Raw genomic sequence first — 26,130 nt, 5'->3', positions numbered from 1 at the left:
ACTATTCTTCGATCTGCTTCAAAAGCTGTTCTGCCTGATCCAGTTCCTCTTCATCAAATACAGGATATCCTGCCTTTTTGAGGTATTCAACGGCTAGGCCAAGCCCTTTCGTTTTCGTATCGGTAAAAGTACCGTCATAAATGAACCTGCTTCCACAGGAGGGACTGTCTTCTTTCATAATGGCAAAAGCAACCTCGTATTCCTTTGCCAGCCGCAGCGTCTCCTCTGCACCAATTGTATATTCCCTTGTCACATCGGCTCCGGTGCAGGCCATCACCTTGTCACCGACACGCTGAGAATCTGGCCGTGGAATCGACAGACCTCCGAAAACCTCTGGACAGACTTTGATAAGACGCCCTTCTTCTTTCCATTTAAGGAATCTCTCATCGAGGCAGGGGACATCCCCATCGTCATATCGAACATGATCACCGTACAGGCATCCGCTCACAAGAATCTTTCTCATCAGCACCGCTCCTTTCCTATTTCTATCGGAATATTACAAGTTGTTTTGTTTTCCAATTAGTATGCAGCTCATTGGAAAACCTTAAACCAGTCCTCTAGTTTCCGTGATTATACCTCCGGGAAAGGGTGGCTGTCAATTGTACACCAGCACAAACTGTGTTTAACCAGCACAAACTGTGTTAAGACTTAAGCTTATGCTCTCTCATATAATCTTTGATCAGCCCTATAAATTCGATTCCATACTTCTCCAGTTTACTGCTCCCAACCCCATTGATCTCCAGCATGGTTTTCTCGGTGGTGGGTAGGTATGAGCTCATTTCCTTTAATGCCTTGTCTGAAAAAATGATATAAGGAGGCTTATGCTCTTTTTGCGCAATTTCGTATCTCCGCTTGCGAAGCTGTTCAAACAGCTCGGGATATTTTGCTTCGCTTCCACCGCCTCCTTTTGATGTCTTTTTCTTAGCGGCTGGTGCTTCCTCCTGCTTCTTCGCCAGCTTTAGAAGGATTGGTTCTGTAGGAATTTCCTGCCGAAGGAATTCCATTCCCTGCTTCGTTACCTTTAATACAGGATATTGGTCTGCGGTCAGATGCAGATAACCTGTTACCAGCAGATGGTTCGCAATCTGCCGCAGTCTGATAATGGTTCTGCTCCGCAATGCTCCGAATCCGGGATTCTCATTGAGCCGGAACTGCCTCACCTTTGCATTATCTGTTCCGTGAACCGCATCCAGTATTGAATTCATTCCATACCTCTGACCGCTTGTATGTACCACACTGATGATGCTCACTGCATCCGAGGTGATGTCAATATCCTCATATTCTGTAAGGCAGTTTTCACAGTTTCCGCAGCTGCTGTTTCCGTATTCGCCGAAATAGCGCAGAATGTAATCCCGCAGGCACTCATTGGAAAAGCAATAGTACGTCATTTTGCGGAGCCTCTCCCGATCCCGCTCACTAATAAGTTCCTTTTCCTCATTGTCCAGCTCTTCATTTTCCCGTTCCATCTGTTTGTCGATGAGGAACTCGTTGATCCTTACATCCTGCCCGGAGTAATACAATATGCATTCCGCTGGTTCTCCGTCTCTTCCGGCACGCCCAGCCTCCTGATAATAGCTCTCAATGTCCTTTGGCATATTATAATGAATGACATATCTTACGTTGGATTTATCAATCCCCATACCAAAGGCGTTGGTTGCCACCATAACAGGGGTGCTGTCGTTGATAAATGCTTCCTGATTTTCTTTTCGCTCGGCATCGGATAAGCCTGCATGGTACCTCGTGACGGGGTATCCCCTTCCGAACAATTCTTCCTGAACCTCTTCCACCGCTTTTCTGGTATTGCAATAGATAATGCCGCTTTTATCCCCATTCTCCTTCAGGTAATCAAGGAGTGCGTTCATCTTACTCTGGGGCTTCTTCACGGAAAAGTATAGGTTTTTTCGATCATATCCGGTTACAACCACAGTAGGATTTTGCAGCCCCAGCATACAGACAATGTCCTCTTTCACCACTTTCGTTGCCGTAGCTGTATAAGCTGCGATAACCGGTCTTGCGGGCAGCATATCAATAAAATCGGTGACTTTCAGATAGCTTGGCCGGAAATCCTGTCCCCACTGGGAAATACAATGAGCTTCATCAATTGCAATCATAGAAATTTCCAATGCACCCACAAGGGATAAAAAAGAATCCGTCAGCAAACGTTCCGGCGCCACATAAATGATCTTATATACTCCCATGCGTGCATTCTCCATCACCTTCCGGATCTGGCCTTCTGTCAGCGAACTGTTGATGTATGCTGCACGGACCCCAACGTCTACCAGTGCCATGACCTGATCTTTCATGAGTGAAATCAGCGGTGAAATGACAATGGTAATTCCTTCAAAAGACAATGCCGGTACCTGAAAGCAAATGGACTTTCCAGCTCCGGTGGGCATGATTCCGAGGACGTCCCTCCCGGAAATCGCACCGTCAATCAGGTCTTCCTGTCCCGTACGGAAGGAATCGTACCCATATATATTTTTCAAAATTGTATGCTTGTCCAAAGATGCCTCCTATGTAACTTGTGTCGTTCTGTGAAAATTCTTTTCTTTCAGTATATATGACAGAACGGCATTCATCAATCATCCCTGACATAAATTTGCGCAGCAGGTTTATGTCCCATGTGGGTTCAGCATAAAGAAAAATGTAAGCCCTTCCGAGAAATAATCACCCATAATCGTCGTAAGGGACAGGATTCTGTCAAAGATTTCAATGTTCTGATTATAGTCCCTGGTCAAAAATGTTGTTGCCTCTTCAATCTGCATCTGCGTAAAACTATTCATCAAGGTGATCCATTCATTTCGTGACCAATAGGGATTTATCTGCGCCAATAATACCGCTCTGTTCTTTGTATTTTGGTAGATTTGTTTTGTTAGTTCGTCACTTGCATCCCGATCATCGTTTATTTGGGAGATAAATAACGATTGGAGAAGAATGATATATTGCGATAATAGATTGATGTACTGTTCGGTGACTTCGTCTCCAACAAATACCTTTAGGATATTTCCATATTCCATAGGAATTTGGTAAAGACGTTGGCTTAGCGCCTCTGTGTTTCCGACACCTCCATAAAGGCTGACCTTATATGCTCTTAACCAGGTGGCCAAATCTCTCCAGAGCAGCCGTGCTCTAAATATAAAGTTCATTTGTGCACTAATTGGATATTGAACCTGATTTTTAAACATAACCACCCTCCTGTTTTTAATCAATATATGAAGTCTTCTTCATTTTGTATCATTTTGTAATGTCAATAAAAGCGAAATTTATATCAGAAAAAAGAGGGATGTTCCGCTCCTTTGGAACATTCCCTCTTTCTTTCAGCCCACTCTAGCTAAGGCTCTTGATAGCCAGAGATTCATACTATGTCTGAATCCCTCATGCGGGGTTATTATCGACAGCCAAAGCACTTAGCGTTGCATTGTTCACCGTTAATCCAGGTGTGATATCAATAATTGAGTTGGTCGAGAGCTGAACAGAATAGGTGTACAATCCGGAATCCAAATTGTTATCAAAGAACTGGAATCCAAAGGCTTCCGCCTCAAGAGCAGTAACCAGTGTTGAGAACGTATAGGTGGATCCAACATTAACTGGGGCTCCGCCATTAAAGCTTCGTGTGATTTCGAAGTTGAGCGTTACGGAAACACCAAGAGGCAAACTTATGATGCTGGTAAAGTTCAGTAGCACAACTGGATGGCTCATGCCGCTTGTATCAATAGAAACGGCGACCACATTTATGGGATCTGCCAGCAAAGTCGTAATAATTGGCAACGGTCCGGCACCGCCTGTGGCTGCATTTAACCGCACTGCGCTCGTTGGCGGTTGATACCCTCCGCATTCATATGGTGAATAATAATAACTCATTTCTACTCATCCTTTAATTTATATTGAGAATATTTAATTATAAAAGGGTTTTTAGCGCCTTTATGTTATTAAACTCCTTCGTTATAGAATATGAAGGAAGTTCATTCTTTGCTAATACAAGACGCGGATCAAATTTACCCAACCCGAAAATACAGATGGACCCATTCAGCTTGATACTGAATGGGCCCATCTGCAATGTTTTTATATTTAGGCATAAGATCTTTTAGTATTTATCGCGTTCATTCCCAATGGTAATTTTCGAAACCGACGCAGACTCAAGGAGTCTGAACTCGCCTGTATGCAATCCTTCAGAACGATTGTTTAGTTTGAATCTTCCAATCATCTCTTTTAACAGTTCTGCCTGGCTTGACAGCTCCTCGCTGGCCGCCGCACTTTCTTCTGCCGTTGCTGAGTTGTTTTGCACCACCTGAGATACTTGCTCAATTCCTTTATTGATCTGAGAAATTCCCGAAGCTTGTTCATTGGAAGCAGAAGCAATTTCACTTACAATATCTGTGGCTCTTTCGATACCGCCGACGATCTCATTCAGCGCAGAAGCTGTTTCATCGGCAATCCTGGTTCCTTCCCTTGCCTTGCTGATGGAGCCTTCAATCAGATCGGTTGTTTCTTTTGCCGCACTTGCGCTGCGCGCCGCAAGGTTGCGTACTTCTTCCGCTACAACTGCAAAACCTTTTCCGTGCTGCCCTGCCCTTGCTGCTTCCACAGCCGCATTTAGTGCAAGAATATTGGTCTGGAATGCAATATCGTCAATCACCTTGATGATTTTGGAAATATTCTCCGAGGATGCATTGATCTCAATCATGGAATTCAGCATCTCTTTCATTTGGTCATTGCCTTTGACTGCATTATCTCTTGCTTCCGTAGTCAACTCGTTTGCAGTATTGGCATTGATGGCATTCTGTCTCGTTTGAGATGAAATTTCCGCAATAGAAGCGGTCAGTTCCTCGATAGAGCTTGCCTGCTCGGTGGAACCCTGGGACAATGCCTGACTTCCGTCTGATACTTGCCTTGATCCAGCGGAGACCTGTTCGGCCGCCTCATTGATATTGCCCAGAACCTGATTCAGAGACACAATGATATTATTCAGGGAGTCCTTAATCTCAACAAAGTCGCCCTTATAGTCTGCTGTAATAGCCTGATTTAGGTTACCATTTCCAATCGCTGTAAGAACTTCGGAAATCTCGCTGACATAGCTTAACAGATTACTCACAGTCTCATTGAGCGCATTCTTAATGACTGCGTGCTCACCTCTATAGTCACCATCCATGCTGATATGCAGGTTACCCCTTGCCATTTCCTCCAATACCGCCGATGCTTCATCAATGGGAGCGATTACCGCGTTCAGTGTCTGATTGAAGCCCTCCATGATTTGAGCATAACCGCCACCATGTTTCGAGGCGTCCGCCCTGCGTTTCAGATTTCCTTCAACAGCTGCCGTGGTTAGCATAGAAGCATCATCGATAAGCATCTGTATTGCGCTTACGCTTTTCTTAAGATTCGCATTAATATTTTTAAAGTTTTCTCCGATGGACTGTGTGTCTTCATCAACTTCCTGCACAGGTGTCTCAATGCTCAACTCACCCTGCGCAAGCTTCTCCAGATTTACGATCAGCTGATCCACTTCCCGTTCCTGGTATGCTGCTTGCTTTTCAATTTTTCTGAGGGTGCTTTTCATTTCCGTTTGATCCACAATTAGCTCCAATGCCCCGATCACCTGTTGATTTTCATCTCTAATCGGAATTCCCGTATATGAAATTTCCAGGTCCCTTCCGTTAGGATGGGCATCCGTCTCTCTTACCACCTTTCGATTCTGCTCCATGGCCTGAGTGCAGGCACAATTTTCAGTATTGCAATCACTTGTCTTACAAAGATCATAGCATTTCATGCCTACGACCTCTGCCGCCGGAGCTCCAGCAAGATCCGCACCGATACGATTGATATAGCGTATTGAAAGATCTCTGTCCATGATCATCACCGGTGATGGCAGCTCATTGAGGTGACCAACAAGGGTATCAATGGTTTTATTAACCCCATTAACGATTTGGGCATATCCACCCTTTAATTTACTGAGATCAGCCCGATAGAAAAGATCCCCTCTTTCAGCTGACTTGGTAAGTTCTCCGGATTCAGCTAACAGGGAATAGAGAGATTCTCTCACCTTTGTAAGATTATCAATTAGGATTCCGTATTCTCCTGGATAATTATTTTCGATGATCTCTAAATCGTCGCCATTTGCAATTTTTTCTATGTAGGCCAGCGCCACATTTAAGGGATTTACAATACCGTCAAGCGTCTGGTTAAATCCACCTATAATCTGCTTGAATCCGCCTTCAAACTGATCGGAATTTCCCCTCTTCTCCAGCCTGCCCTCTACTGCCGCGGACGTCAGTGTCTCCGCCTCTTCCACAAGGTTTTTGAGGGTACAGACCACCGACACCATGCTATTGGCCAGGACGTCCTTATCCGAGCGGGGAATGACCTCCAAGCTTAGATCTCCTTCTGCGATTTTTTTCGCTGCCTCGGCTTGTCCTTTGATATTTTCAATCATTTTTCCAAAGGCGTTCAGCAGATCGCCAACTTCATCTTTCGATTTCCGAATTCCGTCCACTTCAACTTCCACATCGCCCAGGGCCAAACGTTCCGCAGCTTCACTGAGCTTCTTGATCGGTTTCCCGATTATATTTCCCAACGTAAATGCAAGCAATAGTGCGAGAAGTGCGACTGCTCCGGATACAGCTACAATGGTATTTCTCAGCGTATTGACGCTTCCCAGAATATCGCTTTCATAGTTTCCCGCACATAACATCCAGTTCATACCTGGTATGGGGGTCAGTGCCGTGATACGTTCATCTCCATCCAGAGCATAATGAACAATCCCCTCGGTTCCTTGACCAAGTTCTTTTAGTGCAACACCAAAATTCTTTAGAGGCCCTCCGGACTCAATATTTGCAAGTGCATTTTCTTGATTCATAACGTAATCTTGATTTGGATGCGCATAGAAGGTACTGTCTGCGCCTATAATAAAGGCATAACCGCGTTTTCCGATTCCCAGTTCATCGGTGATGGTGCTAATGAAGGTTCCGTCTCTCCGGCCCAGCAAAACTCCAACAACAGTTCCATTGGCACGAATTGGTGCAAACTCCAGAACAACCGCCTTTCCCGTTACCGGGCTGATGAGAACATCCGAAATGTTTGCTTCTCCTGCCATTGCCTTTTCAATATAATGCATATCTTGATCTGCGAACTGTGCAGTATCACCGGTTTTTACATATGTAATACTCCCGTCAGGAAGGACGACGGCCATATCCAAATAGCCCAGTCGATCTACATCGGCTGCCAGCGATTCCCGCTGCACAGACCAGTCCATGGTAGCCGTTCGGGATCTCATGGCAACTTCCTCTAAAACCGCAAGGTTCTTAGAGATATCCGAATGGATTAGCTCAGCACTTTCCTTCGCATACTGCATTACTGCGTCTTCTTGGTTCCTCAGCAGTGCAGCGGTACTCATATTTATGGAAATCAGTCCCAGGGCTGATGTTATGATCAGCACAAGAACCCCAATAAATATGGTGATTTTTTGGGATAAATTTACTCTCATTTTTACTCTCCTTCTTCCGACAGCATCAGCTGCTGCCAATAAAAATCGTATTTCATTCTCCCTTTTCCCGATCCCCCAAGGCTAATCTTCTCACTCTAAAAAAATTGCTGTTTTTCCTAATCATCTCCAGTTTGTATATTATATATTTCAACCACTCTTTTGTTAAACTTATCACACGAGCGTTCGATTGGCAAACTATTTTTTACATTTTTCGACAAATTTCATTACATTTTATGTATTTTTCCACTCAAAGATTCAATTTATAAATGCATACTATGTTTATATGAATAGTATCCTTGTCAATTTCGACCCTCTTTAAATGAACGAAACCAAACAGAAATCCCCGGCTTCAAACAGCTGGGGATTCCATAGATCAGTCAGATATAAACACTTGCAAACGTCATTGAATGGGCTGTGCGGACTTCACTGTAGTCGAACCAATCAAATTTGCACCAAGGCCCGCATCCCAAATTGCATTTCCTTTGTTAGCAAAGCGGATGCAGCGTTTATTGGCAGTCGTTTCCTTAGGGTCATTAATCTTTAGATAAATATCATATTCACCAACAGGAACTTGGCCAAATGCGCCCATCTTAATCGAAAAACTCAGATCACGATATGCCTTGATATTGCCCGCTCTGCTGTCCAGGTCAGGTCGCCAATCCCTTGCATCAAGGTTTGTAAGAGCCTTGTAGGATTTCCCTTTCGTTTTGGATTTCAGGATAACCGTCACATTTTTCTTGTTTACGATATTCCCAAAACCGACGTTCTGAATCTTTCCTTCAAACTTGAGAGTGCCATTCTGCGCTACCCATTCGCTCGCGCTAGCTTTGCGAAGCACCAACCGATAGCCCAGTCTGTCACGCCAATATTCCGCTCCGGTTTTGCCGTCATATACGGGGTCAAAGATTGCATATTCCGTTTTATATGGCGCCGCATAGGCGTTTGTCATCTTTTTTGTAACGTTTTCTTTCGTGTACGAAAAGCTTCCCCATCGATCATGAACACTCGCCTCATAATCCGCGTTGAGGTAAACGGTTTGAGCATAGGAGGCTTCCCAGCCAACAAACGGATACGTGTTCCAAAGAGTCGCATCACCCTGCGCTTCACCGCCATAGAAGTTGTTTTGATGTCTGATCCAGGTCATCACTCTGCCGCGATCATAGGACTCGGCATCACCAAGCGGATCACCGGGCCAGCCGGCACCTTCGGAAAGCGAACCCCAGTCATTCGGATAATTGTCGCCTTCATCCTCACCATATGCATAACTATCGTTGAAGAAACCGAAACGTGCCTCTGGGCTTCCCCGTTTCGGAGCCGGTATTTGATCAATATTTTCAAATGTGTAGTTTTTACCATAGGCGGCGTTATACCATGACAAAAATGCGCCTCCCTGCACGATGATGGAACGTGATACAGGTACGGCGTCAAGCCATGCATCCAGAAGCCATGCATAAGCCTGCGGGCTTGTGCCAAAGCTTGTCGAATGCATTTCTCCCCATGGGCCGAACATACCCCCATCAACCCCCATGATAACGTCCTCATACTCATGAAGGATCGGTTTAAGCTGTGCAATTTGTGCAAGCACGGTTGCTTTGTCCGGCTCAATATCCGCTATGGACTGGTCAATATAACCGTCCTGGGGATGGTCAACATCTACCCAGCCATACCCGGCACCGTCATAATTAAAGCGTACCAGCGTTACTCCATTACCGTCTCTTACCTGCTGAAGCTTATCCCTTATGTAGGCCAGCGCATCACTGCTTAGGGGCTGAGAAACGCCGTGGGGCCAAGTGGGCAAAACATTTTCCTTCCAGTAATCAAAATGGGTCGCATAGTCATAGGGCACTGTATCCCCCGGCCTTGATCCAATCGACACATTTACTGGTGCACGATAACTTTCATCATAACGGGTGCCTCTTGCAGTAAAAGCATTACTCGAAAAGTTCCTTAAGTCGAAATAAACATGACTGACCCGGGTAGTGACCTGCACACCGCCCACAGTCACCGGATGATCCCCCACATTCATCGTGCCGGAACCTGAGCCTCTCACCGGCACTACCATTCCGTCATTCGCCCGGTAAAAGCCTCTGTCCGGATTGGGAATATCAACAGGATTTTCCGTATAGTCAAGGTTCTGCGGTACCAGCGTTTCAGCTGTTGTCGGAAGGTTAGCAAACGCGGGAACCGCGCTGAAGGTCAGCAATAACGGTAGGATCAGCAAGCAGAAGATCGCTTGCTTGAATCGTCTCTTCATCATGTGCTCCTTTCAGTTTTTTGCATTGGTTTTGTAATTGCAAAACCATCGAAATTATGGAATGGGTTGATTTGAAAATCATTTGCTCCCAGTAAGGGCGATTCCTTTGATGAAGTGCTTTTGAAAAACAAGAAAGACAATGGTTACCGGCATCATTACCAGCGCTGCCGCTGCCATGGTTGCACTCAAGTCATTACCATGTTGTGTTGAGAAAAAGGACAGTGCCACAGGCAATGTCATGCTGTCTACTTTTTCAAGCATGATGAGAGGTCTGAGGTAATCATTCCAGCTCTCCAAAAACGTGAATATTGCAAGGGCAGCCAGACATGGACGCAGCAGCGGCAGAATAATCGTAAAATAGATTCGAAAATCACCCGCTCCGTCAATTTTTGCGGCTTCACAGATGCTGTCGGGAATGTCTTCACAGAATTGGCGGCACAAGAATATGCCAAATCCAGAGACCATCATGGGCACAATGAGCGCCGCAAGAGAATCATAAAGGCCCAATTTGTTGACAATGAGAAAGTTGGGTATCATGGTTACGGAAAATGGTACCATCATAGAAGCAAGAATAAGCCAAAACAGTAGATTTTTCAGACGAAACTGATATTTTGCAAAGATATACCCGGTAAGGGAACTGGTAAGCAAAACAAGCAGTGTGACCGAAACAGATACAAGAAGGCTGTTTGTGAACCAGATAAAGAAAGGGGATCTGGTGAGTACCTTAATATAGCCGTTGATACTCCAATGGATCGGTAAGATTTTATCGGGGTTTTTCATAATCTCCGGTGTGCTTTTAAAAGACGTGAGAAGCATCCAAAGATAGGGCATCACCACAGCAAAAATCACCACCACTGCTATGAGCATGCCAAGGATACGGAGGGGCGTTATTTTTTTTCTAAGGTTCATGTTAGTACCTCCAATCCGAACGACTGATGCGCTGGGATATAACGGTTACAACCAGGATTATGAGAAACAGAACTAATGCAATAGCAGAGGCATATCCCATGTTCTTGTATTTAAACGCCTCTTTGTATATCTCCAATGTCAGCACCATACCGACATTATTCGGTCCGCCTCCGCCCGGACTGCCGGCGGATCGTCCCATAATCTCAAATTGCGCAAACATCTGAAAATGGGAGATTAGTGTCATGGTGACAACAAAAGCTGTGGTACGTCCCAAAAGAGGCAGGGTTATGAAAAAAAATCTCCGCACCGGACCGGCACCATCAATTGCCGCAGCTTCAATAAAGTCATGAGGAATTCCGTCCATCCCTGCCGAAAAGATGATGATGTTATAGCCAATGTCTGCCCAAATAGTAAAAAGAATAATTGCAGGGAGCAGCCATGCCGGGTCTCCCAACCAGTTTTGCGTGGGAAGCCCCAGGTTACCAAGTATATTGTTAAACAGTCCATATTTATTGGCATACATTACTTTCCAAACCAGACTGGAGGCTGCAAGGGGTGCAACAATGGGCATAAAGAAAATCATCCGCGTGAAAGATCGTGTTTTATTCGAACGCATTGAACTGATGGCCTGTGCGATAAGGAGCGCAAGTACAATGTTCAGCGAAACCGTGACAAGCACAAAGATCAACGTGTTTTTCAGTGCAATATGGAACACGCCGTCAGTGGTGAGCTTCTTAAAGTTTTCAAAACCAACGAAGGCATTGCCGGCAGCCAGTGGATTGTAATCAAAGAGGGAAATCCCAAGCCCAATTAAAATGGGCAAAAGAGTAAATACGATCATGCAGATAAAAATCGGTGTCAGAATGGTATAGACAAATCTATTGTTTTTCATTTCAACCTCCAGCTGGGATTGGGAGAGACCTTTATCCAAGTCTAAATCAGGACGGATAAAGGCCTCATAAATGCATTTATTGAATGTCCTGATTCAGCTTAACCACAGCAGCATCAATGGGTGTATTATTCTGAATGATATCCGCATACATATTGCAGATCGACTCTTTCAGAACATCAGTGTTGATGGGTCCTACAAATGATGCACCATCCAGAACGTCCAAGATGGGTTTTGCATAAGGTACGGCTTTCACGTACGCTGGATCATGTGCTACAGATTTACGCGGCGGTATCATACCTCGGTCTATGTTGAGCTGGATCAGATTTTCCGGACGCAGGCAGAATGAGATAAATTTCCAGGCGGCTTCCGTATTTGCCGATCCGCTGTTTACTGCCAGCCCCCAGCCGGTCTCGGCTGCCCAGCGCTTTTCCGTTCCATAGAAGGGCATTGGTACATAGTCGAATTCTTCTCCATAGCTGATATCAAATTCTTCCTCTCCGACCGGAATGCTCCAGATACCTCTCGGAACCATTAATGCCTGATCAAGGAAGAGCCAGTGGAAGTTTTCGATATCCGAGCCGGACAGCCCCTCTATATTGGTAACCTTATTGACTTTCACATAGTCAACGAGTTGCTTCAGGGTTTCTTTTGCAATCGGTGTATCAAAATTGAATGTATCACCCTCCAGGTAGGTACCGCCGGAGGACAAAATCATAGATAGCCAAGTATAGGGGAGGGAATCGAAGGAGATGAAGTCAAACCCTCTCATATCAAAGATGTCACCTTTTGAGACCGAATTCTTCGTAGCAAGAGAAATCATCTCATCCCAAGTATTGGGGTAGGATAAATTATGTTTATCGAAATATGGTTTATTAACAAGCATGCCGCCATACTCTGCATTAAACTCCATGGGTACGCCGTAGTAAGCACCGTCATGTTCAAATGCGCCTAGCACAGGCTCATAACAATCATCGAGTAAATCGTTAAGCAGTTCGTCCGGCACGGGAGAGAATACTCCCGTAGGTGCAAATTCGTAAGCCCATCCGCCCCAGAGCTCATAAATATCAGCGCCTCCCGACTTGGAGAGCAGCGAAGTCTGCACCTTCTGTTCAAAATCGTCATAGGGATATGCTTCAACTTCAATTTTGATGTCAGGATATTCGTCTTCAAACGCTGCAATTAATTTGTCGTTGGAAATATTCCATGGTGTTTCCAAGTGTGTCCAGTATTTTAGAGTGATGGGTTCACCATCAGAGACTTTGCCTTTTGTGGTTTGGCTTTTCTGACAGCCGGTCAGCAGTAACCCCGGCAGCATGAGTGCAAGCAGCAAACAGATAAGTTTCCTTTTCATATCATTCCCTCCAGAATAAAATCGTTGGCGTCAACTTATTTGGTCACGTTGGCATAAAACAGCAGTCTTTCAGGCTATATCGTAAGTGAGTTAAAATAGCCAAGAAAATCTTTGTTTTTTAACAACATCTCCTGAGTCATATCACGAATTTCAGCCATAGACAGCACGCTGGCTGTCAGCGGATCGAACAGAATGGATTGAAATACCTTTCGCGGATCGCCTTCCAGAGCAGCTGTGACAGCCAGTTCCTCACAGCGTGCAGAAGTATTTACCAGCACAGCGAGATGGTCTGGAAGCGGCCCTACGCTGAATGGCCGAATTCCTTCTTTGGAAGCCAGCATCGGCACCTCAACACATGCACCTTGAGGCAAGTTTCTGATGAGTCCTTCGGTATTCAGTAAATTCCCGTTGAAACCAAAGGGCGTATGATCTCCAAACAGCGCATTAAAGATATTGGATGCATATTCCTCCCCCCTGGTCAGATCGACATCAGGAGAATCCAACATCGCTTTAAACTGTGCCTCCCATGTTTTTTCCTTTTCTATGTATTCTTTTAGAACGTAGGCATACTCGCCCGGGTTCCATCCTGTTCCATGAGTACAATACGTTTCAATTAAATCAGGACGCTTGCGAAACCATGCGTTGTACTCTGAGTTGTGCCCCGAGGACTCTGTGGGATAATAATCCAGATGCAGAAACATCTCATTACGCACAGGTTCCTCCTTTGCGATTTCCTGCCGGGTACATACCGCTTCTCTGAGCAACGGGTACGCGTCCTTCCCCTTCCATTTAAAATCGAGATAAAATGCCTGATGATTGATGCCGGCGCATGTGTAAGTGATATCCTCTGTGTCTGCGCCAAGCCAGCTTGCCAGCATACCTGCAGTCCCTTGAACGCTGTGACAAAGGCCCGTGATCTGTACCTTCGTCTGCCGCTGCAGATACGCGCACAAAAGTGCCATGGGGTTTGTGTAATTGAGCACGATCGCTTTGGGACAAAGCTCCTCAACGTCACGGATAATGTCCAGCATGACAGGGGCGGTTCTCAAAAAACGAAAAATGCCCGACGGCCCTCTGGTATCGCCAACACAGATGTCAACTCCATATTTTTTCGGTATTTCAATATCATGTCTCCATACATCAACGCCGCCTTGCAAAATGGTAATCAGTACGCCGTCCGAATCGATAAGTGCCTGCCTGCGATCAGCAGTCGGATGTACAGTGGCTGCGTAACCGCCGTGACGAATCAGCTTTTCAAGCGCCTTGGCTGCATAAGCCAATCTGCCTTCATGGATATCTACGAGATGAAATTCGGCATCTCGGAAATGTTCAAAGCTCAAAATGTCCCTGGCCAAATCCTGCGTAAAATCCAATGATCCCGCACCGATAAATGTAAATTTTCGTTTCATTGAAAACCCCTTCCATCTATTTAACATTCTGTCGTTACTGAAGTAACCTAAAAGCGCAACTTGTTATGACAATATTACCATGCGTTTTTTTCAATGTCAATTTCTCCAGAATATTTTTTCTTTTTTAAATTAACTATGTTGCAATTACAGAGTTTGCGTGTTACAATGTCGCTAAAGGTTATAACGTTATAATCACAGTACCAGTTAGGAGATCAGACCAAATGGAAAAAGATATATCGAGGAATATTCCCATATCACTCTACTATCAGTTGAAAGAAGAATTGATGAAAAAGATCATTTCGAAGCAATGGCCACCCGGAGAAAAAATCCCCTCAGAGAAAGAGCTTTGCAGTCTTTATGGGGTGAGCCGCATCACGGTAAGAAAAGCGCTGGATGAGCTTGAGCGTTCAGGCCACCTGGTACGCCGTCAGGGAAAGGGAACTTTTGTAACAAATATATCGTTTGAACAGCGGCTGTCTAAGTTTTACTCGTTTAGTGAGGAGCTGAAACAGCGAGGGATGGAGGAACATTCCCGGGTGATTCACTTTGATCGAATTCCCGCAGAAAGCGAGATTGCATCCCACCTTGGTCTGGAGCCCCAGAGCCAAGTCTTTAAGCTTACTCGACTCAGATTGGTTGGGAATACGCCATATACGCTGGAGACTTCCTATATTCCAGTGGAGGTGTGCCCAAGTCTCACCGAAGAGAATATCTCGAGCAAAGGACTCTACAACGCCATGCGGCTGGACGGAGTTTTTCCGGACAGAGTCATTGAGAAATTCCGAGCAACAGCGCTCCGCAAATCCGAAGCTGAGCTCATGGGTCTTAAACTCAGAATGCCAGCAATGCATTTGGAACGTGTCACCTATTTTGGCGTACGCACAGTGGAGTATTGCAGTTCTATCGTCCGAGGAGACTTCTTTACTTATACTGTGGAACTCCGGTAATTGCGTTCGTCAGTCAAACGCTAGCTCTATCATGGATATATTACGAGGTAACGATTATGAACCACCCGCTTCAAACGCTTCTGAACACGAGAACCCCTGATCATCCCATCGGGATTCCCTCACTTTGCAGCGCCAACGAATGGGTCATTGACGCCGGTATGTTGTGGGCTCAAAAACATCAAATCCCGCTGCTGCTGGAAGCTACAGCAAATCAAGTCAACCAATTTGGCGGCTACACAGGAATGACGCCGCAAGACTTTTTTGATTTTGTCGAGCAGCGGGCCCTAAAAAATAAATTTCCTCTTTCCTCTTTATTTTTAGGCGGTGACCACCTGGGACCCATGGTGTGGAAGAACGAAACAGAAGAAAGCGCCATGAACAAGGCAGAGACCTTGGTTCGTGATTTCATAATGGCCGGATTTACCAAAATCCATCTCGATGCCAGTATGCCCTTGGCAGACGACGAGATCACCCAAGGCCTGGATCCGTCCGTCGTCGCCAGACGAGCGGCACGTCTGGCCGCAGCTTGCGAGCAGGCGTACAGATCGCTTCACGTTAAAAATTCCGACGCGGTCCCTCCTATCTATGTGGTTGGCAGCGAGGTTCCCATCGCAGGCGGAGCGCATGACAAAGAAGACACAATCTCCGTCACCACCCCGAAAAATTTTCACGAGGAAGTCACCCTATTTCAAGATGCATTCGAAGAACATGGGCTGCACGAAGCCTGGAAACGAGTGATTGCCGTGGTCGTACAGCCTGGCGTAGAATTTGGGAACGACACAATTATGGATTATGATGCAGAGGCCGCATCCGCACTATGCCATGCCCTCGACGATTATCCGGGCCTGGTTTTCGAGGGGCATTCCACCGATTATCAGCGTCCCGAAGCCTTGCACACCATGATCAGCAACGGAGTTGCTATTTTAAAAGTAGGGCCAGCGCTCACCTTTGCACTGCGAGAGGGTCTCTATGCACTGCAATCCATGGAAAAAATATTGTTTTCCGACTCACCGGAAAAACAATCACACTATTGCGAAGTTCTGGAACGTGTCATGCGAGAAAACCCAAATTATTGGAAAACCTATTTTGACGGGCCAGAACGAATGTTATCGATCAATCGTATTTTTGGTCTGTCAGATAGAAGCCGGTATTATCTAGGGAACCCCGAAGTAAAAGCGGCAGAGGAAAAGCTTTTACATAACTTATCGCAAACGGATATTCCCCTGGGCCTTTTGCATCAATTTTTACCTGACCAATATCGCAAGGTGCGCCAAAATACGTTGAGCACACAGCCGTCTGCGCTATTGCTTGATAAAATTTGTGCTCTGTTGGACGATTACCGTTAGAATGAAATTCAGGAGGCAAGAAAATGGACTTAACTTATCATGAGATCAAGGAACAGTACCGTTCCATGCAGCAGACAAAATCATATTTAGACGGACAAATGACAGAGATCTCAAAATGGATCAAAACGAGGCGTTATACCTCTCTCATTGTGCTGGGCTGTGGGTCCTCCTTTAGTCTGGCGAAATCTCTAGCCCGTATGACACACATGAAGACGGGATTTCCCTCAACGGCCTTGCCTGCCGGAGATGTGCTGCTTCACGCCAACCGATACATAAAAAGCTTTGAGGGCGCCCTGGTACTTGCGGTTTCCCGATCAGGCAGCACCAGCGAGATCCTGCTTGCATTAGAAGCCTTAAAGGCACAGAATTGTCAATTTACCACCGTGACACTTACTTGCAGGGAAGCGTCCGCTCTGGCAGAACTTTCGGATATGAATCTGGATCTCCCTTGGGCCTACGACCACAGCGTATGCCAAACTCGTACCGTATCCTGCCTGTACTATGCATTTGCTTATATTCTAGCAAATTTGACTCATGATTTTGACCTCTTGGCTGATTTAGACGAGGTGATCGCCCACGGAGACGATTACCTGGATCAGATAGATGCTCTTTTAAAGAATTATGCAGCAGATTCCTGGTCGCAGGTAGTGGTGCTTGGAGATGCCGAGCTTTGCGGTCTAGCCGAGGAAGGAGCTCTCGCCTTTAAAGAAATTTGTCAGCTTCCCTCGAATCACTACCATTTGCTGGATTCACGCCATGGTCCTGCTGTACTCATCAATGAAGATACTATGATTCTCGCAGTGTTGGGTCCCCATAATGATTACGAGAAAGACTTCTTGCAAGATATGTCCAAGAAAACTTCTCACATCATAGCCTTTACCGATAAGCCCCAGGAGTCTGATTCGGTTCAGTTTATGCCGTACCACCGTGAAATCAGCCATATTGCCAAAGGGCTTCCTTTCATTCAAATCTGCCAGCTCTTGTCTTATCACAAGGCCATTTACCGAGGAACTAACCCGGATGCGCCCACTGGTCTCGATGCATGGATTTCTCTGTAGAAAGGAAGGCCTGGAAATGAAAAAGGACGTACTTGCAATCGGAGAATTAAACGCCGATCTGATTTTACAAGGATTGGCCACAGTTCCCCTTCTAGGCCGTGAAATTTTGTGCAAGAATTCTGATCTGCAGCTTGGCAGTTCTACAGCCATCTGTGCATGCGTAATGGCCTCACTGGGATTGAAGACGGGTTTTGTGGGACACCTTGGCACGGATACCTGGGGCAAGGTGTGCGAAACCTATCTACACCGCTATGGGGTTGATACGGCTCATGTGCTGCAAGAGGAAAGTCTGCAGACCGGACTGACCGTCTCACTGAGCTGCGGACACGACCGCGCTCTGGTGACCCATCAGGGAGACACCATCGACTGTCTGACCGCGGACAAACTACCTCCCCAGCCATGGCTCGAGGCCCGCCACATCCATATTGGCGCCTTTTTCCTGCAGACAAAGCTAGCGGCTGGACTTCCCGCTTTTTTGGAGAAGGCGAAAGCCCATGGAATGACACTGTCCTTGGATGCAGGGTGGCAGGAATCACAAACGTGGGATAATGGCCTGTCCCAGGTCTTACCGTATATTGACGTGTTTTTTCCGAATGAGAGCGAGACCTGCGGCATCGGAGGAAGTGATGACGTCAGGCAGGCTGCCCTACGGGTTCACTCCATGATGAAGAACGGCACGCTAGTCGTCAAGCGAGGTCCCCAGGGCGCTTTAGCCATACGCGGTGATGAAACGATTGAGCAAGGCGCATATAAAACTAAAGTCATAGACACCACCGGAGCAGGCGACAGCTTCAACGCAGGTTTCCTGTATGCTTATCTGAACAATATGGATCTTGCCAGATGCTTGAATTATGGAAATGCTGCAGGTGCTGTGTCCGTCACAAAGATGGGCGGCACCTCCCAATGTCCCACCTTGCATGAGGTGGAGAACTGCATTCGTCACGGCGAGACGTTTGGTTCTTAGGCGCATCAGACCGCTTACCAGCTCAAACAGAACGCCTGGCTGACAGCCAGGCGTTTTATCGTTCCCTTATTCCTCTTTGTTTGATGCTATGAGCTCGGTGAGATTTTTGAGTGCATCCGCTTCATCCTCGCCCTCACAAACCAGCCGTATTCTAGTGCCCTTTACAATACCGGCACTTAATATTGCCAGCATGGATTTTGCTTCATAGGCTCTATCGTCTTTCATAATATGAATCTTAGATTTGAATTGTTTTGCTGCCTTTACAAGGTTGCTCGCAGGCCTTGCGTGAAGTCCGGTTTTGTTCTCGATCAGAATACTTCGTTCAACCATTTTTTCTCCTTTTCATTCGCCACCTATCCCTTGTTGTTACTCTTCTAATCCAAGGATGTCTTCAATTGAATTTTTATACAGAATCGCTTTGGCTCCATAAATAGCCTGTATCCCTCCACCAACTTCAAGAACATCGGTAGCGCCTATTCTTTTTAAATCCTCTTTACTGACCTTCTCTTTTGATTTCACATTCACTCTCAGCCTTGTAATGCATGCATCCACATCTTCGATATTTTCTTTGCCGCCAAGTGCCGAAATGATTTCCAAAGCTTCTTCCCGCAGTGACGATTTGGTTGTTACCTGTGCTGCTTGAAGTACATCATCGCCCCTGCCTGGAGTTAGAATGTTCCACTTTAATATTGCAAATTTGAAAGAGAAGTAATAGATGACAGCCCATAATGCCCCTACCGGAAGCACCAACAGCCAATTTGTTTTTGCATTCCCCTGCAGGATTCCAAAGAGGGTAAAGTCTATGACTCCGCCCGAAAAAGTATTACCGATTGATATGTTTAGCAGATCGGCAATCAGGAAGGATACCCCATCCAGGAAGGCATGGAAAACATAAAGCAATGGGCTGACAAACAAGAACATAAATTCGATGGGTTCTGTAATACCAGTAATAAATGAGGTTAGTGCCGCGCCTAGAAACAACCCGGCAAATAATTTTCTCTTATCTTTTGCCACAGTATGATACATTGCCAAGCATGCAGCCGGAAGTCCAAACATCATAGTTGCAAAACGACCTGCAAAAAATCTGGTTCCGTCAGTGTAAAGTCCAACATGATTTGGATCTGCCAGTTGTGCGAAAAATATCTTCTGCGCACCCGCAATCTGTTGACCTGCCACGGTTGCCACGCCTCCTAATTCTGTGTACCAGAACATGGGGTAAATCATATGATGAAGACCAACTGCGCCGCATAGCCTCATAAGGAATCCATAAAAAAAGGTACCGATTACGCCCATTTTCGAGATGCTTTCTCCTGATGCGATCAGAAGCTGCTGGAATGGCGGCCAGATCAAGAAGAATACTGCACCGATAAAGATCGAGACAAAAGATGTCACAATAGGAACAAAGCGTGAGCCACCGAAAAATCCAAGAACTGCAGGCAGCTGAATATTATAGTATTTGTTATGTAAAAATGCCGCTGCGCTGCCAACAGCAATAGCTCCAACAACTCCCGTGTCAATGGCAGCACCGTCAGGGTTAAAGATCCCTACCATCGCACTGGTAGTTGTCGTCATAATCAGATACCCAACGACTGCCGCCAGTGCTGCAGTTCCCTTATCTTTTTTCGCCAGACCGATGGCCAGACCAATGCAAAGCAGCAATGACAGATTGCCGAAAACGATGCTTCCTGCGGAAGCCATAATCTTAAAAATAACTTGTAAAAATGGGATATTCACAATGGGATATGCCTGGATCGTCGTGGGATTTGATAAAGCGCCGCCTACTCCTAAAAGCAAGCCTGCTGCTGGAAGTATGGCAATTGGCAGCATAAATGACTTCCCAATTTTTTGAAGCTGTTTAAACATGATAACCCTCCCTTAGTACACTGGTGAATTTTTTTGTTATTTGCAATGGCCTTGTAATAGCTCCACCTACAACGGCACAGTAAGCACCTGCATCCAAGACGTCTCTCAGATCACTGGGTGTATTAATTTTACCTTCGGCTATTACAGGAATATTTAATTCTTTTGCCAGCGCGCTAATCAGCAAAAGATTGGGCCCTTCGTAATGTTCAGAGTATGTTGTGTATCCGCAAAGCGTGGTGGATACGCAATCACAACCGATTTTTTGTGCATAAACCGCTTCCCTTTGAGTGGAACAGTCCGCCATCACAAACCGGTTATGGCTATGGATATAATTTACTAGAAATTCCAGCGATTCATTGCCGGGTCTTTTCCGATCAGTTGTATCCAGGGCGATCATCTCACAGGAGGTTTTCAGCAGTTCATCGATTTCTTTTTTTGTGGGTGTGATATATATTTCAGAATCGGCATAATTTCTTTTTATGATTCCTACCACAGGAAGTCCCGTGACCTTCTTAATTTCATTGATATCGTCTACCCCTTGTGCCCTAATAGCACTTGCTCCACCCAGCTTTGCTGCCAAGGCCATTCTTCCCATGATAAAAGAACTATGCAGCGGCTCATCTTCAAGTGCCTGACATGAAACAATCAACTTCCCTTTTAAGTTGTTTAACATATAAGTTCCTCCCGTTTTTATTTTCGTTGCCCGGAAATGATATTCTCAATATGGATCGTAAGGTATCCGATTTCTCCTTCCGGAAGAAATAAGCCATAGTTTTCGAAAATATTTTTTGCCATTCTATCTGCAAATTGAAATGTCTTTGGGTACGTGGATTTTAGAGAGTCTATGATCACATTGTCTACGCTTATATTCTCACTTGCTCTTTTCAATGCGAATTTAAGGTGCGTAATCAGTCGTGCCCTATTGAGACTCTTAGGATCAAGTTTCATGCCAAATTCACTCTCGATCAATTCCATGCACTGGCCGATAATATTGATATAAAGAGCGGTTTGCGATGCTTGATCTCCCTTGATCGAGGAGTGGATATGCAGCGCAATAAACCCGATTTCCACTGTTGGCAAGCTTACTCCTAATTCACGATTCAGGTATTCAAGCATTTCTTTTGCAAAGGTATATTCCTTTTCGTACATGACACTGATTTCATCAATAAAAAGATTAGAGATTGTGATGTTATTTCTGAGCCGATATAACGAGAAATTTAAATGATCCAACAAGCCAATATGAAGATTCTCGCTGTACTGACAACCAAAATATTTCTCGACCTTGCCGATATAGTTCTCAACGAGAAACATGAGCTTCTCATCACAATTCTCTATAAGCTTCTGATATTTGTTGAAATTGATCCGATCTTTAATATAGAACTTTTTTTCAATTTTACTTGAGTCAATCGGCTCCTCGTCTTTAAGTCCAAAGCCAATCCCTTTGCCCAGCAAGATACATTCTTCATCGCCTGCTACATCATAGGCTTGCACAACATTGTTGCTTAGAACTTTTTTAGTGAGATATTCATTCATAGCTTAAGCCGCTTATCCATTCATTTAGGATTCAGCCTTTACTCAACTCCTTATCTATTTTTAGTCTTTTTATCTTCAAATTCAATAGAATGCGAATAGAGCTCACTTCATACTGCATTTAAAAAGCGTCTGATCTTTCCCGCCGACGAGTTCTCCATATGGACCAATGTCCAGAAATTCCGCTTTCGCTTGATCTGTTGTCAACAGCAGCATGGTATCTGTGCTGTATCCTTTTCTATTCAAAAGATCAAAATCCACCTCTACTATAACATCACCCTTTCGAACGGTCTGCCCCTCGGAGACAAATAGTTTGAATCCTTCTCCTTTTAGTTTCACAGTGTCGATACCGATGTGGATCAGAAATTCAAGCCCATCCGATGTTGCAATACCAATTGCATGATTTGTCGGAAAGATCATTTGTATCGTACCATCCACAGGAGAAACAACGCTAGAAGATTTGGGTTGTATTGCAATACCCCTGCCAATCGCCCCACTGCTAAATGCTGGGTCTTTGACATCCTTAAGCGGAATGAGAACCCCCTCAACACATGATATTACTTCGGTAAATTTTTTCCCCCGCTTTTCAAGCCAGTTGAACATGATTAGTCACCTCAAAAATAAATAAAAAAGAGCTCATTAAAATTTCTTTTAATGAGCTCATGCCTGCTTAACCAGTAACACGCTACGTATTATAAATCTGTTTTCATACTATATCTTCTTAAATCAAATGTCAATATATATTTTGAATGTTCCATTCCACGTCATTTCCCAACAACTTTGCAATTCAACCCGTCATTTCACAACAGTAATTTCCCCGTCCGCCTCCAGTCCCAAAGAAGAAAGAAATGTAACGCTTGTTTTCCCCTCCTTTAGCGGCCGCAAACGGCCATAGGTTCCAACCAGTAGCAGCTCTGGCTTTTCGACTTTATAGTTTCCTTTGATATCGGTCAGCTTGAACCCTGAGTCATAAGTTACAACTGCGTTCATATTTCCATACGGCATTTTGCTGATGCTGACCTCTTGCTCCATATATAACGCGACTGATTGGGGTTTGCCGATATCCCCGAAGAAATACAGAAGAATAGGTTCCACACGATCTGCCCAGAACCGTTCTGAATGCTCCCCTCCTGGCGCTTCATAAACCGCGAGCTCATCGTAATCCTGATAACCGTTTTTTCTTAAAAAGGATATTACTGCAGCGGCCATACCCATAAAATCTTCTTCTGTAGATCCCACGTCGATCCACAGCTTGACAGGCCGTTTCTCTTGATACACTCCCCGGTCTAACTCACTGTAAATCTTGCCATCACCCCAACCAAAATAAGGAGACATCATTGCAAGTTTACTGAAGGTTTCGGGATGGCGATAGCCAATGTTGAACGTGACGAGTCCCCCTATGGAGGCTCCCATTAAAGCTGTATGTTCCCGATCCTTCATGGTTCTAAAGTTCTGGTCAATAAAAGGCTTCACATCATGGATGACAAAATTCTCATATAGAAGACCCTTTCCTTTTACGGGTTTTCCCATATCAATCCCATCCCAGTGCGCATATTCATTGATTCTTTCTTCTCCAATATTATCAATACCGACGATGATGATTTCCTGTATCTTTTTTTCCGAAATCAATTTATCCGCTGTAACATGCATTCCAAGAGACTCCTTTGACCAATCCGAGTAGTCAAAGACGCTCTTGCCATCTTGGACATACAGGACTGGGAATCTTTTTACGGTGTCAGTATAATAGCCCGGCGGCAGATAGATATGCAAGCTTCTATCATTATTCAGTTGCTTGGCATGAAAATTTTCCACCTTGATTAGTCTTGCATTCTGTTCTGTAAGAATCTTATTCGAATCCACCGGTACAAATTCACCGGCATCAATGGCTACAGGGCTCACTTCCTCCCCTAATTGAAAGAGTAAATTGGATTGAGATGGTTTTGTCAAAAGACAGATGATTGCAATTACCAACACCGCACAGATGACGGATATCATTGCCGCTTTTTTTCGCGTTAAAATCATTTTGGATTACCCTCCGTAAAATGGCTGCACTTCCCTCTGAAAAAATGGCTGCACCCCTCTATGCAAAATCGTAGTATTCTCCATACTATGACTTGATCGCAGTGCTGAGTATTGCACTGAGAACTTCTTCTCTTTGCTTGGGATCATGAATATTAACGCCGGTATACCGTTGGAACTCAGCCTCTTTCAGCAGTATCATCTGCAGTGCAGCAATCATCTGGAGTGCTGTAACTGTAATTTCCAGATCGCTTTTTGAGCTGCCGAAGTGCTCCCTGAGAATCGGTGTAACAAAATAGCAGATACTCAAATCACCGTTGATCAGATCATAGGACAGTTGGGATTTAAAAATTTCACTGTACTCGAGCGCCAGTTCTATCGTTTCGTTATTTATTTTCCAATCCTTTTAATACATGGTCAACCATCTGGATACTCGGACCTGCTTTAAGTCCTCCATCAATGTATATATCTTCTCCTGTGATATAACGACAATCGTCAGATGCTAAAAAGTGATACAGCGCTGCTGCTTCTTCTGCTTTACACATTCTGCCAAGCGGAGTGGTTATACCCATAACCTGAAGCTCGGTCTCGCAGCCTTCTGCATATGCCATTGGCGTGTCAATCGTATTTGGGCAAATACAGTTGACGCGTATATTTCTAGGTGCCAGTTCAATCGCCGCAGCTTTAGTAAGTCCAACAACTGCACATTTAGAAGAGATATAAGCGCCATACCCGGCATAATCTCCGTTTGCAGAATTGGAGGCTGTGTTGAGAATAACTCCTCCGTCCTTCATGTGCTGAGGTGCATATTTTAAACCATGAACTACTCCGAAAACATTAACACTGTACAGTCTTTCAAAATCTTTCATATCTGCATCTGTTAGAAGTTGTTCCGGCATAATAATTCCGGCATTGTTGACGACAATGTCAATGAGACCATAGCTTCTATATGTTTGCTCCATCAGATTAGCCACATCTTTTTCTTTTGACACATCTGCTTTTATATATAAGCATCCTAATTCCTGTGCCAGTCCCGTTTTGTCCGAGATATCAGCCAAAACAACTTTTGCACCAGCTTGCACAAATCGTTTCACTGTAGCTAAGCCTAGTCCAGATCCTCCACCTGTGACAACTGCCACCTTATCTTTTAAAGAGAAAAAATCCATCTTAAAATCCCTCCCCCAATTAATAATATAATGCACTTGGTCCCTTATATTCTTGAATGGTATTTCCTCCATCGACAATAAAGCTTTGGCCTGTAATGTATGAGGCTTGCTCAGATGCAAGAAACACAATCATATGCCCAACTTCTTCAGGTCTTGCACCTCTGCCGATAGGCGTATTCAGCGAGGCCGCAGCTTCGGATTCTGTTTGGGATCCTGTTGCAATCCAGCCAGGCAAAACATTATTGATCATAACATTGTTCTTTGCAACTTCGATTGCAATGCTTCTGCTCATTCCTATCATTGCTGCTTTAGCCGCACTATAGGCTGACTCCCCGGGATTGCTTACAACCGGACCTGTGACTGATGAGACATTTACGATTCTGCCATAATTACTGTTAATCATGTGAGATATCACCGAATGAGTCACATTATAACAAGTAGTCAGATTCCTGCTTATTGTTAAATCCCACTCATCATCCTTCAGATTGGCAAAGTCCGAAAAAATTTCTTCTGAGCCAACTTGTGTCATGCCCGCATTATTTATTAAAATGTCAATTCTTTGATATTCATCTATAATGCTATTGATTAAATTGCTGACTTGCCTGCGATCCATAAGATCCGCAATATAACCTTTTGCTTCAACTCCCAGATCTTCAAGTTCTTTCGCCCTGTCATAAATTCGTTCAGATGTTGCTACCAATAATACTTTTGCCCCTAACGTTCCGATAATCTGGGCTGTTGAAAATCCGATTCCAGATTTACTTCCTGCACCGGTAATTAAGCAAACCTTATCCTCAAAATCAATTCGTGCTTTCATTTTCTTTAACTCTCCTTAAAACCAATCCCTAACTGCTTCAGAATTTTACGTTATGATGATTCTATTTGAAATGTCTAATGTTTAAAATACACCCTGGTAGAAGTATTTAAAAAAAATACTACCCA

The 26,130-nt window shown here is 44.8% G+C and carries 23 protein-coding genes; 4 read left to right on the top strand and 19 right to left on the bottom strand.

Annotation, left to right across the window (positions count from 1 at the left end):
- Window position 1 precedes the first annotated feature (1 nt).
- The 10 genes from FRZ06_18200 to FRZ06_18155 all read right to left on the bottom strand — a co-directional run bounded on the left by FRZ06_18200 (window position 2) and on the right by FRZ06_18155 (window position 14,295).
- The gene (locus FRZ06_18200) at window positions 2-469 is read right to left on the bottom strand and encodes a DUF523 domain-containing protein (GenBank protein ID QOX65140.1); all 468 of its coding nucleotides are present in this window, start codon (window positions 467-469) and stop codon (window positions 2-4) included.
- Between the two features lie 172 nt (window positions 470-641).
- Complete coding sequence (recQ, locus tag FRZ06_18195) at window positions 642-2,504, bottom strand: DNA helicase RecQ (GenBank protein ID QOX65139.1); 1,863 nt, start codon at window positions 2,502-2,504, stop codon at window positions 642-644.
- 108 nt (window positions 2,505-2,612) lie between these two features.
- On the bottom strand, window positions 2,613-3,185 hold the full coding sequence (locus tag FRZ06_18190; protein ID QOX65138.1) for a hypothetical protein: 573 nt from the start codon (window positions 3,183-3,185) through the stop codon (window positions 2,613-2,615).
- 190 nt (window positions 3,186-3,375) lie between these two features.
- Window positions 3,376-3,861: a DUF4489 domain-containing protein gene (locus tag FRZ06_18185; protein ID QOX65137.1), complete on the bottom strand. Its 486-nt coding sequence runs from the start codon at window positions 3,859-3,861 to the stop codon at window positions 3,376-3,378.
- Between the two features lie 223 nt (window positions 3,862-4,084).
- Window positions 4,085-7,480 carry a HAMP domain-containing protein gene (locus FRZ06_18180; GenBank protein ID QOX65136.1) on the bottom strand — a complete coding sequence of 1,132 codons (3,396 nt, stop codon included), beginning with the start codon at window positions 7,478-7,480 and terminating at the stop codon, window positions 4,085-4,087.
- A 400-nt stretch (window positions 7,481-7,880) separates the two neighbouring features.
- Window positions 7,881-9,737 carry a DUF4832 domain-containing protein gene (locus FRZ06_18175; protein QOX65135.1) on the bottom strand — a complete coding sequence of 619 codons (1,857 nt, stop codon included), beginning with the start codon at window positions 9,735-9,737 and terminating at the stop codon, window positions 7,881-7,883.
- Between the two features lie 75 nt (window positions 9,738-9,812).
- Window positions 9,813-10,643: a carbohydrate ABC transporter permease gene (locus FRZ06_18170; protein QOX65134.1), complete on the bottom strand. Its 831-nt coding sequence runs from the start codon at window positions 10,641-10,643 to the stop codon at window positions 9,813-9,815.
- Window position 10,644: 1 nt separating this feature from the next.
- Complete coding sequence (locus FRZ06_18165) at window positions 10,645-11,535, bottom strand: sugar ABC transporter permease (GenBank protein QOX65133.1); 891 nt, start codon at window positions 11,533-11,535, stop codon at window positions 10,645-10,647.
- A gap of 76 nt (window positions 11,536-11,611) precedes the next feature.
- Window positions 11,612-12,886: an extracellular solute-binding protein gene (locus FRZ06_18160; protein ID QOX65132.1), complete on the bottom strand. Its 1,275-nt coding sequence runs from the start codon at window positions 12,884-12,886 to the stop codon at window positions 11,612-11,614.
- Between the two features lie 74 nt (window positions 12,887-12,960).
- Complete coding sequence (locus FRZ06_18155; protein ID QOX65131.1) at window positions 12,961-14,295, bottom strand: alpha-glucosidase/alpha-galactosidase; 1,335 nt, start codon at window positions 14,293-14,295, stop codon at window positions 12,961-12,963.
- Window positions 14,296-14,516: 221 nt separating this feature from the next.
- Between FRZ06_18155 and FRZ06_18150 the strand changes: the two genes are divergently transcribed.
- From FRZ06_18150 to FRZ06_18135, 4 genes are read left to right on the top strand one after another with little or no spacing between them, the layout of a single operon-like run.
- Window positions 14,517-15,242 (top strand): GntR family transcriptional regulator, encoded by a 726-nt coding sequence (locus FRZ06_18150; GenBank protein ID QOX65130.1) that lies wholly within the window; start codon window positions 14,517-14,519, stop codon window positions 15,240-15,242.
- A 56-nt stretch (window positions 15,243-15,298) separates the two neighbouring features.
- A complete protein-coding gene (locus tag FRZ06_18145; protein ID QOX65129.1) occupies window positions 15,299-16,588 on the top strand; it encodes a class II D-tagatose-bisphosphate aldolase, non-catalytic subunit in 1,290 nt (429 codons plus the stop codon).
- A gap of 23 nt (window positions 16,589-16,611) precedes the next feature.
- Window positions 16,612-17,646: an SIS domain-containing protein gene (locus FRZ06_18140; GenBank protein QOX65128.1), complete on the top strand. Its 1,035-nt coding sequence runs from the start codon at window positions 16,612-16,614 to the stop codon at window positions 17,644-17,646.
- Window positions 17,609-18,610, top strand: coding sequence for a carbohydrate kinase family protein (locus tag FRZ06_18135; protein QOX65127.1), 1,002 nt, complete (start codon window positions 17,609-17,611; stop codon window positions 18,608-18,610). Before FRZ06_18140 ends, FRZ06_18135 begins: the two co-directional genes overlap by 38 nt.
- A 66-nt stretch (window positions 18,611-18,676) precedes the next feature.
- On the opposite strand, the gene FRZ06_18130 is transcribed toward FRZ06_18135, so the two are convergent.
- The 9 genes from FRZ06_18130 to FRZ06_18090 form a co-directional block, all read right to left on the bottom strand.
- Window positions 18,677-18,940, bottom strand: coding sequence for an HPr family phosphocarrier protein (locus FRZ06_18130; protein QOX65126.1), 264 nt, complete (start codon window positions 18,938-18,940; stop codon window positions 18,677-18,679).
- Between the two features lie 36 nt (window positions 18,941-18,976).
- Complete coding sequence (locus FRZ06_18125) at window positions 18,977-20,473, bottom strand: PTS glucose transporter subunit IIB (protein QOX65125.1); 1,497 nt, start codon at window positions 20,471-20,473, stop codon at window positions 18,977-18,979.
- The gene (locus FRZ06_18120; protein ID QOX65124.1) at window positions 20,466-21,146 is read right to left on the bottom strand and encodes an N-acetylmannosamine-6-phosphate 2-epimerase; all 681 of its coding nucleotides are present in this window, start codon (window positions 21,144-21,146) and stop codon (window positions 20,466-20,468) included. Before FRZ06_18120 ends, FRZ06_18125 begins: the two co-directional genes overlap by 8 nt.
- 17 nt (window positions 21,147-21,163) lie before the next feature.
- Window positions 21,164-22,006, bottom strand: coding sequence for a PRD domain-containing protein (locus tag FRZ06_18115; protein ID QOX65123.1), 843 nt, complete (start codon window positions 22,004-22,006; stop codon window positions 21,164-21,166).
- 102 nt (window positions 22,007-22,108) lie between these two features.
- On the bottom strand, window positions 22,109-22,606 hold the full coding sequence (locus tag FRZ06_18110; GenBank protein ID QOX65122.1) for a PTS glucose transporter subunit IIA: 498 nt from the start codon (window positions 22,604-22,606) through the stop codon (window positions 22,109-22,111).
- A 192-nt stretch (window positions 22,607-22,798) separates the two neighbouring features.
- Entirely contained in the window at window positions 22,799-24,025 is a 1,227-nt protein-coding gene (locus FRZ06_18105) for an esterase family protein (protein QOX65121.1), read from the bottom strand.
- Between the two features lie 85 nt (window positions 24,026-24,110).
- Window positions 24,111-24,332, bottom strand: a complete 222-nt coding sequence (locus FRZ06_18100) for a hypothetical protein (protein QOX65120.1) — start codon at window positions 24,330-24,332, stop codon at window positions 24,111-24,113.
- A 76-nt stretch (window positions 24,333-24,408) separates the two neighbouring features.
- Entirely contained in the window at window positions 24,409-25,260 is an 852-nt protein-coding gene (locus FRZ06_18095) for an SDR family oxidoreductase (protein QOX65119.1), read from the bottom strand.
- Window positions 25,208-26,005, bottom strand: a complete 798-nt coding sequence (locus FRZ06_18090) for an SDR family oxidoreductase (GenBank protein ID QOX65118.1) — start codon at window positions 26,003-26,005, stop codon at window positions 25,208-25,210. The genes FRZ06_18095 and FRZ06_18090 overlap by 53 nt, the downstream gene beginning before the upstream one ends.
- Window positions 26,006-26,130: the final 125 nt, after the last annotated feature.

It is taken from the genome of Clostridiales bacterium (genome assembly GCA_015243575.1).
GTDB classification, from domain to species: Bacteria; Bacillota; Clostridia; order Peptostreptococcales; family Anaerovoracaceae; genus Anoxybacterium; species Anoxybacterium hadale.
Note: the sequence above shows the minus strand (reverse complement) of the source record. Positions and strands in the feature narration are given on the sequence as shown.

What these genes read in the sequence shown, in the direction of transcription:
- FRZ06_18150 (QOX65130.1), top strand. Translation starts at nt 14,517, where the DNA reads ATGGAAAAAGATATATCGAGGAATATTCCCATATCACTCTACTATCAG.
- FRZ06_18165 (QOX65133.1), bottom strand. Translation starts at nt 11,535, where the DNA reads ATGAAAAACAATAGATTTGTCTATACCATTCTGACACCGATTTTTATC.
- FRZ06_18135 (QOX65127.1), top strand. Translation starts at nt 17,609, where the DNA reads ATGCGCCCACTGGTCTCGATGCATGGATTTCTCTGTAGAAAGGAAGGC.
- FRZ06_18120 (QOX65124.1), bottom strand. Translation starts at nt 21,146, where the DNA reads ATGTTAAACAACTTAAAAGGGAAGTTGATTGTTTCATGTCAGGCACTT.
- FRZ06_18175 (QOX65135.1), bottom strand. Translation starts at nt 9,737, where the DNA reads ATGATGAAGAGACGATTCAAGCAAGCGATCTTCTGCTTGCTGATCCTA.
- FRZ06_18110 (QOX65122.1), bottom strand. Translation starts at nt 22,606, where the DNA reads ATGTTCAACTGGCTTGAAAAGCGGGGGAAAAAATTTACCGAAGTAATA.
- FRZ06_18180 (QOX65136.1), bottom strand. Translation starts at nt 7,480, where the DNA reads ATGAGAGTAAATTTATCCCAAAAAATCACCATATTTATTGGGGTTCTT.
- FRZ06_18095 (QOX65119.1), bottom strand. Translation starts at nt 25,260, where the DNA reads ATGGAGGAAATACCATTCAAGAATATAAGGGACCAAGTGCATTATATT.
- FRZ06_18090 (QOX65118.1), bottom strand. Translation starts at nt 26,005, where the DNA reads ATGAAAGCACGAATTGATTTTGAGGATAAGGTTTGCTTAATTACCGGT.
- FRZ06_18170 (QOX65134.1), bottom strand. Translation starts at nt 10,643, where the DNA reads ATGAACCTTAGAAAAAAAATAACGCCCCTCCGTATCCTTGGCATGCTC.
- FRZ06_18105 (QOX65121.1), bottom strand. Translation starts at nt 24,025, where the DNA reads ATGATTTTAACGCGAAAAAAAGCGGCAATGATATCCGTCATCTGTGCG.
- FRZ06_18115 (QOX65123.1), bottom strand. Translation starts at nt 22,006, where the DNA reads ATGAATGAATATCTCACTAAAAAAGTTCTAAGCAACAATGTTGTGCAA.
- FRZ06_18125 (QOX65125.1), bottom strand. Translation starts at nt 20,473, where the DNA reads ATGTTTAAACAGCTTCAAAAAATTGGGAAGTCATTTATGCTGCCAATT.
- FRZ06_18190 (QOX65138.1), bottom strand. Translation starts at nt 3,185, where the DNA reads ATGTTTAAAAATCAGGTTCAATATCCAATTAGTGCACAAATGAACTTT.
- FRZ06_18155 (QOX65131.1), bottom strand. Translation starts at nt 14,295, where the DNA reads ATGAAACGAAAATTTACATTTATCGGTGCGGGATCATTGGATTTTACG.
- FRZ06_18145 (QOX65129.1), top strand. Translation starts at nt 15,299, where the DNA reads ATGAACCACCCGCTTCAAACGCTTCTGAACACGAGAACCCCTGATCAT.
- FRZ06_18130 (QOX65126.1), bottom strand. Translation starts at nt 18,940, where the DNA reads ATGGTTGAACGAAGTATTCTGATCGAGAACAAAACCGGACTTCACGCA.
- FRZ06_18140 (QOX65128.1), top strand. Translation starts at nt 16,612, where the DNA reads ATGGACTTAACTTATCATGAGATCAAGGAACAGTACCGTTCCATGCAG.
- FRZ06_18185 (QOX65137.1), bottom strand. Translation starts at nt 3,861, where the DNA reads ATGAGTTATTATTATTCACCATATGAATGCGGAGGGTATCAACCGCCA.
- FRZ06_18160 (QOX65132.1), bottom strand. Translation starts at nt 12,886, where the DNA reads ATGAAAAGGAAACTTATCTGTTTGCTGCTTGCACTCATGCTGCCGGGG.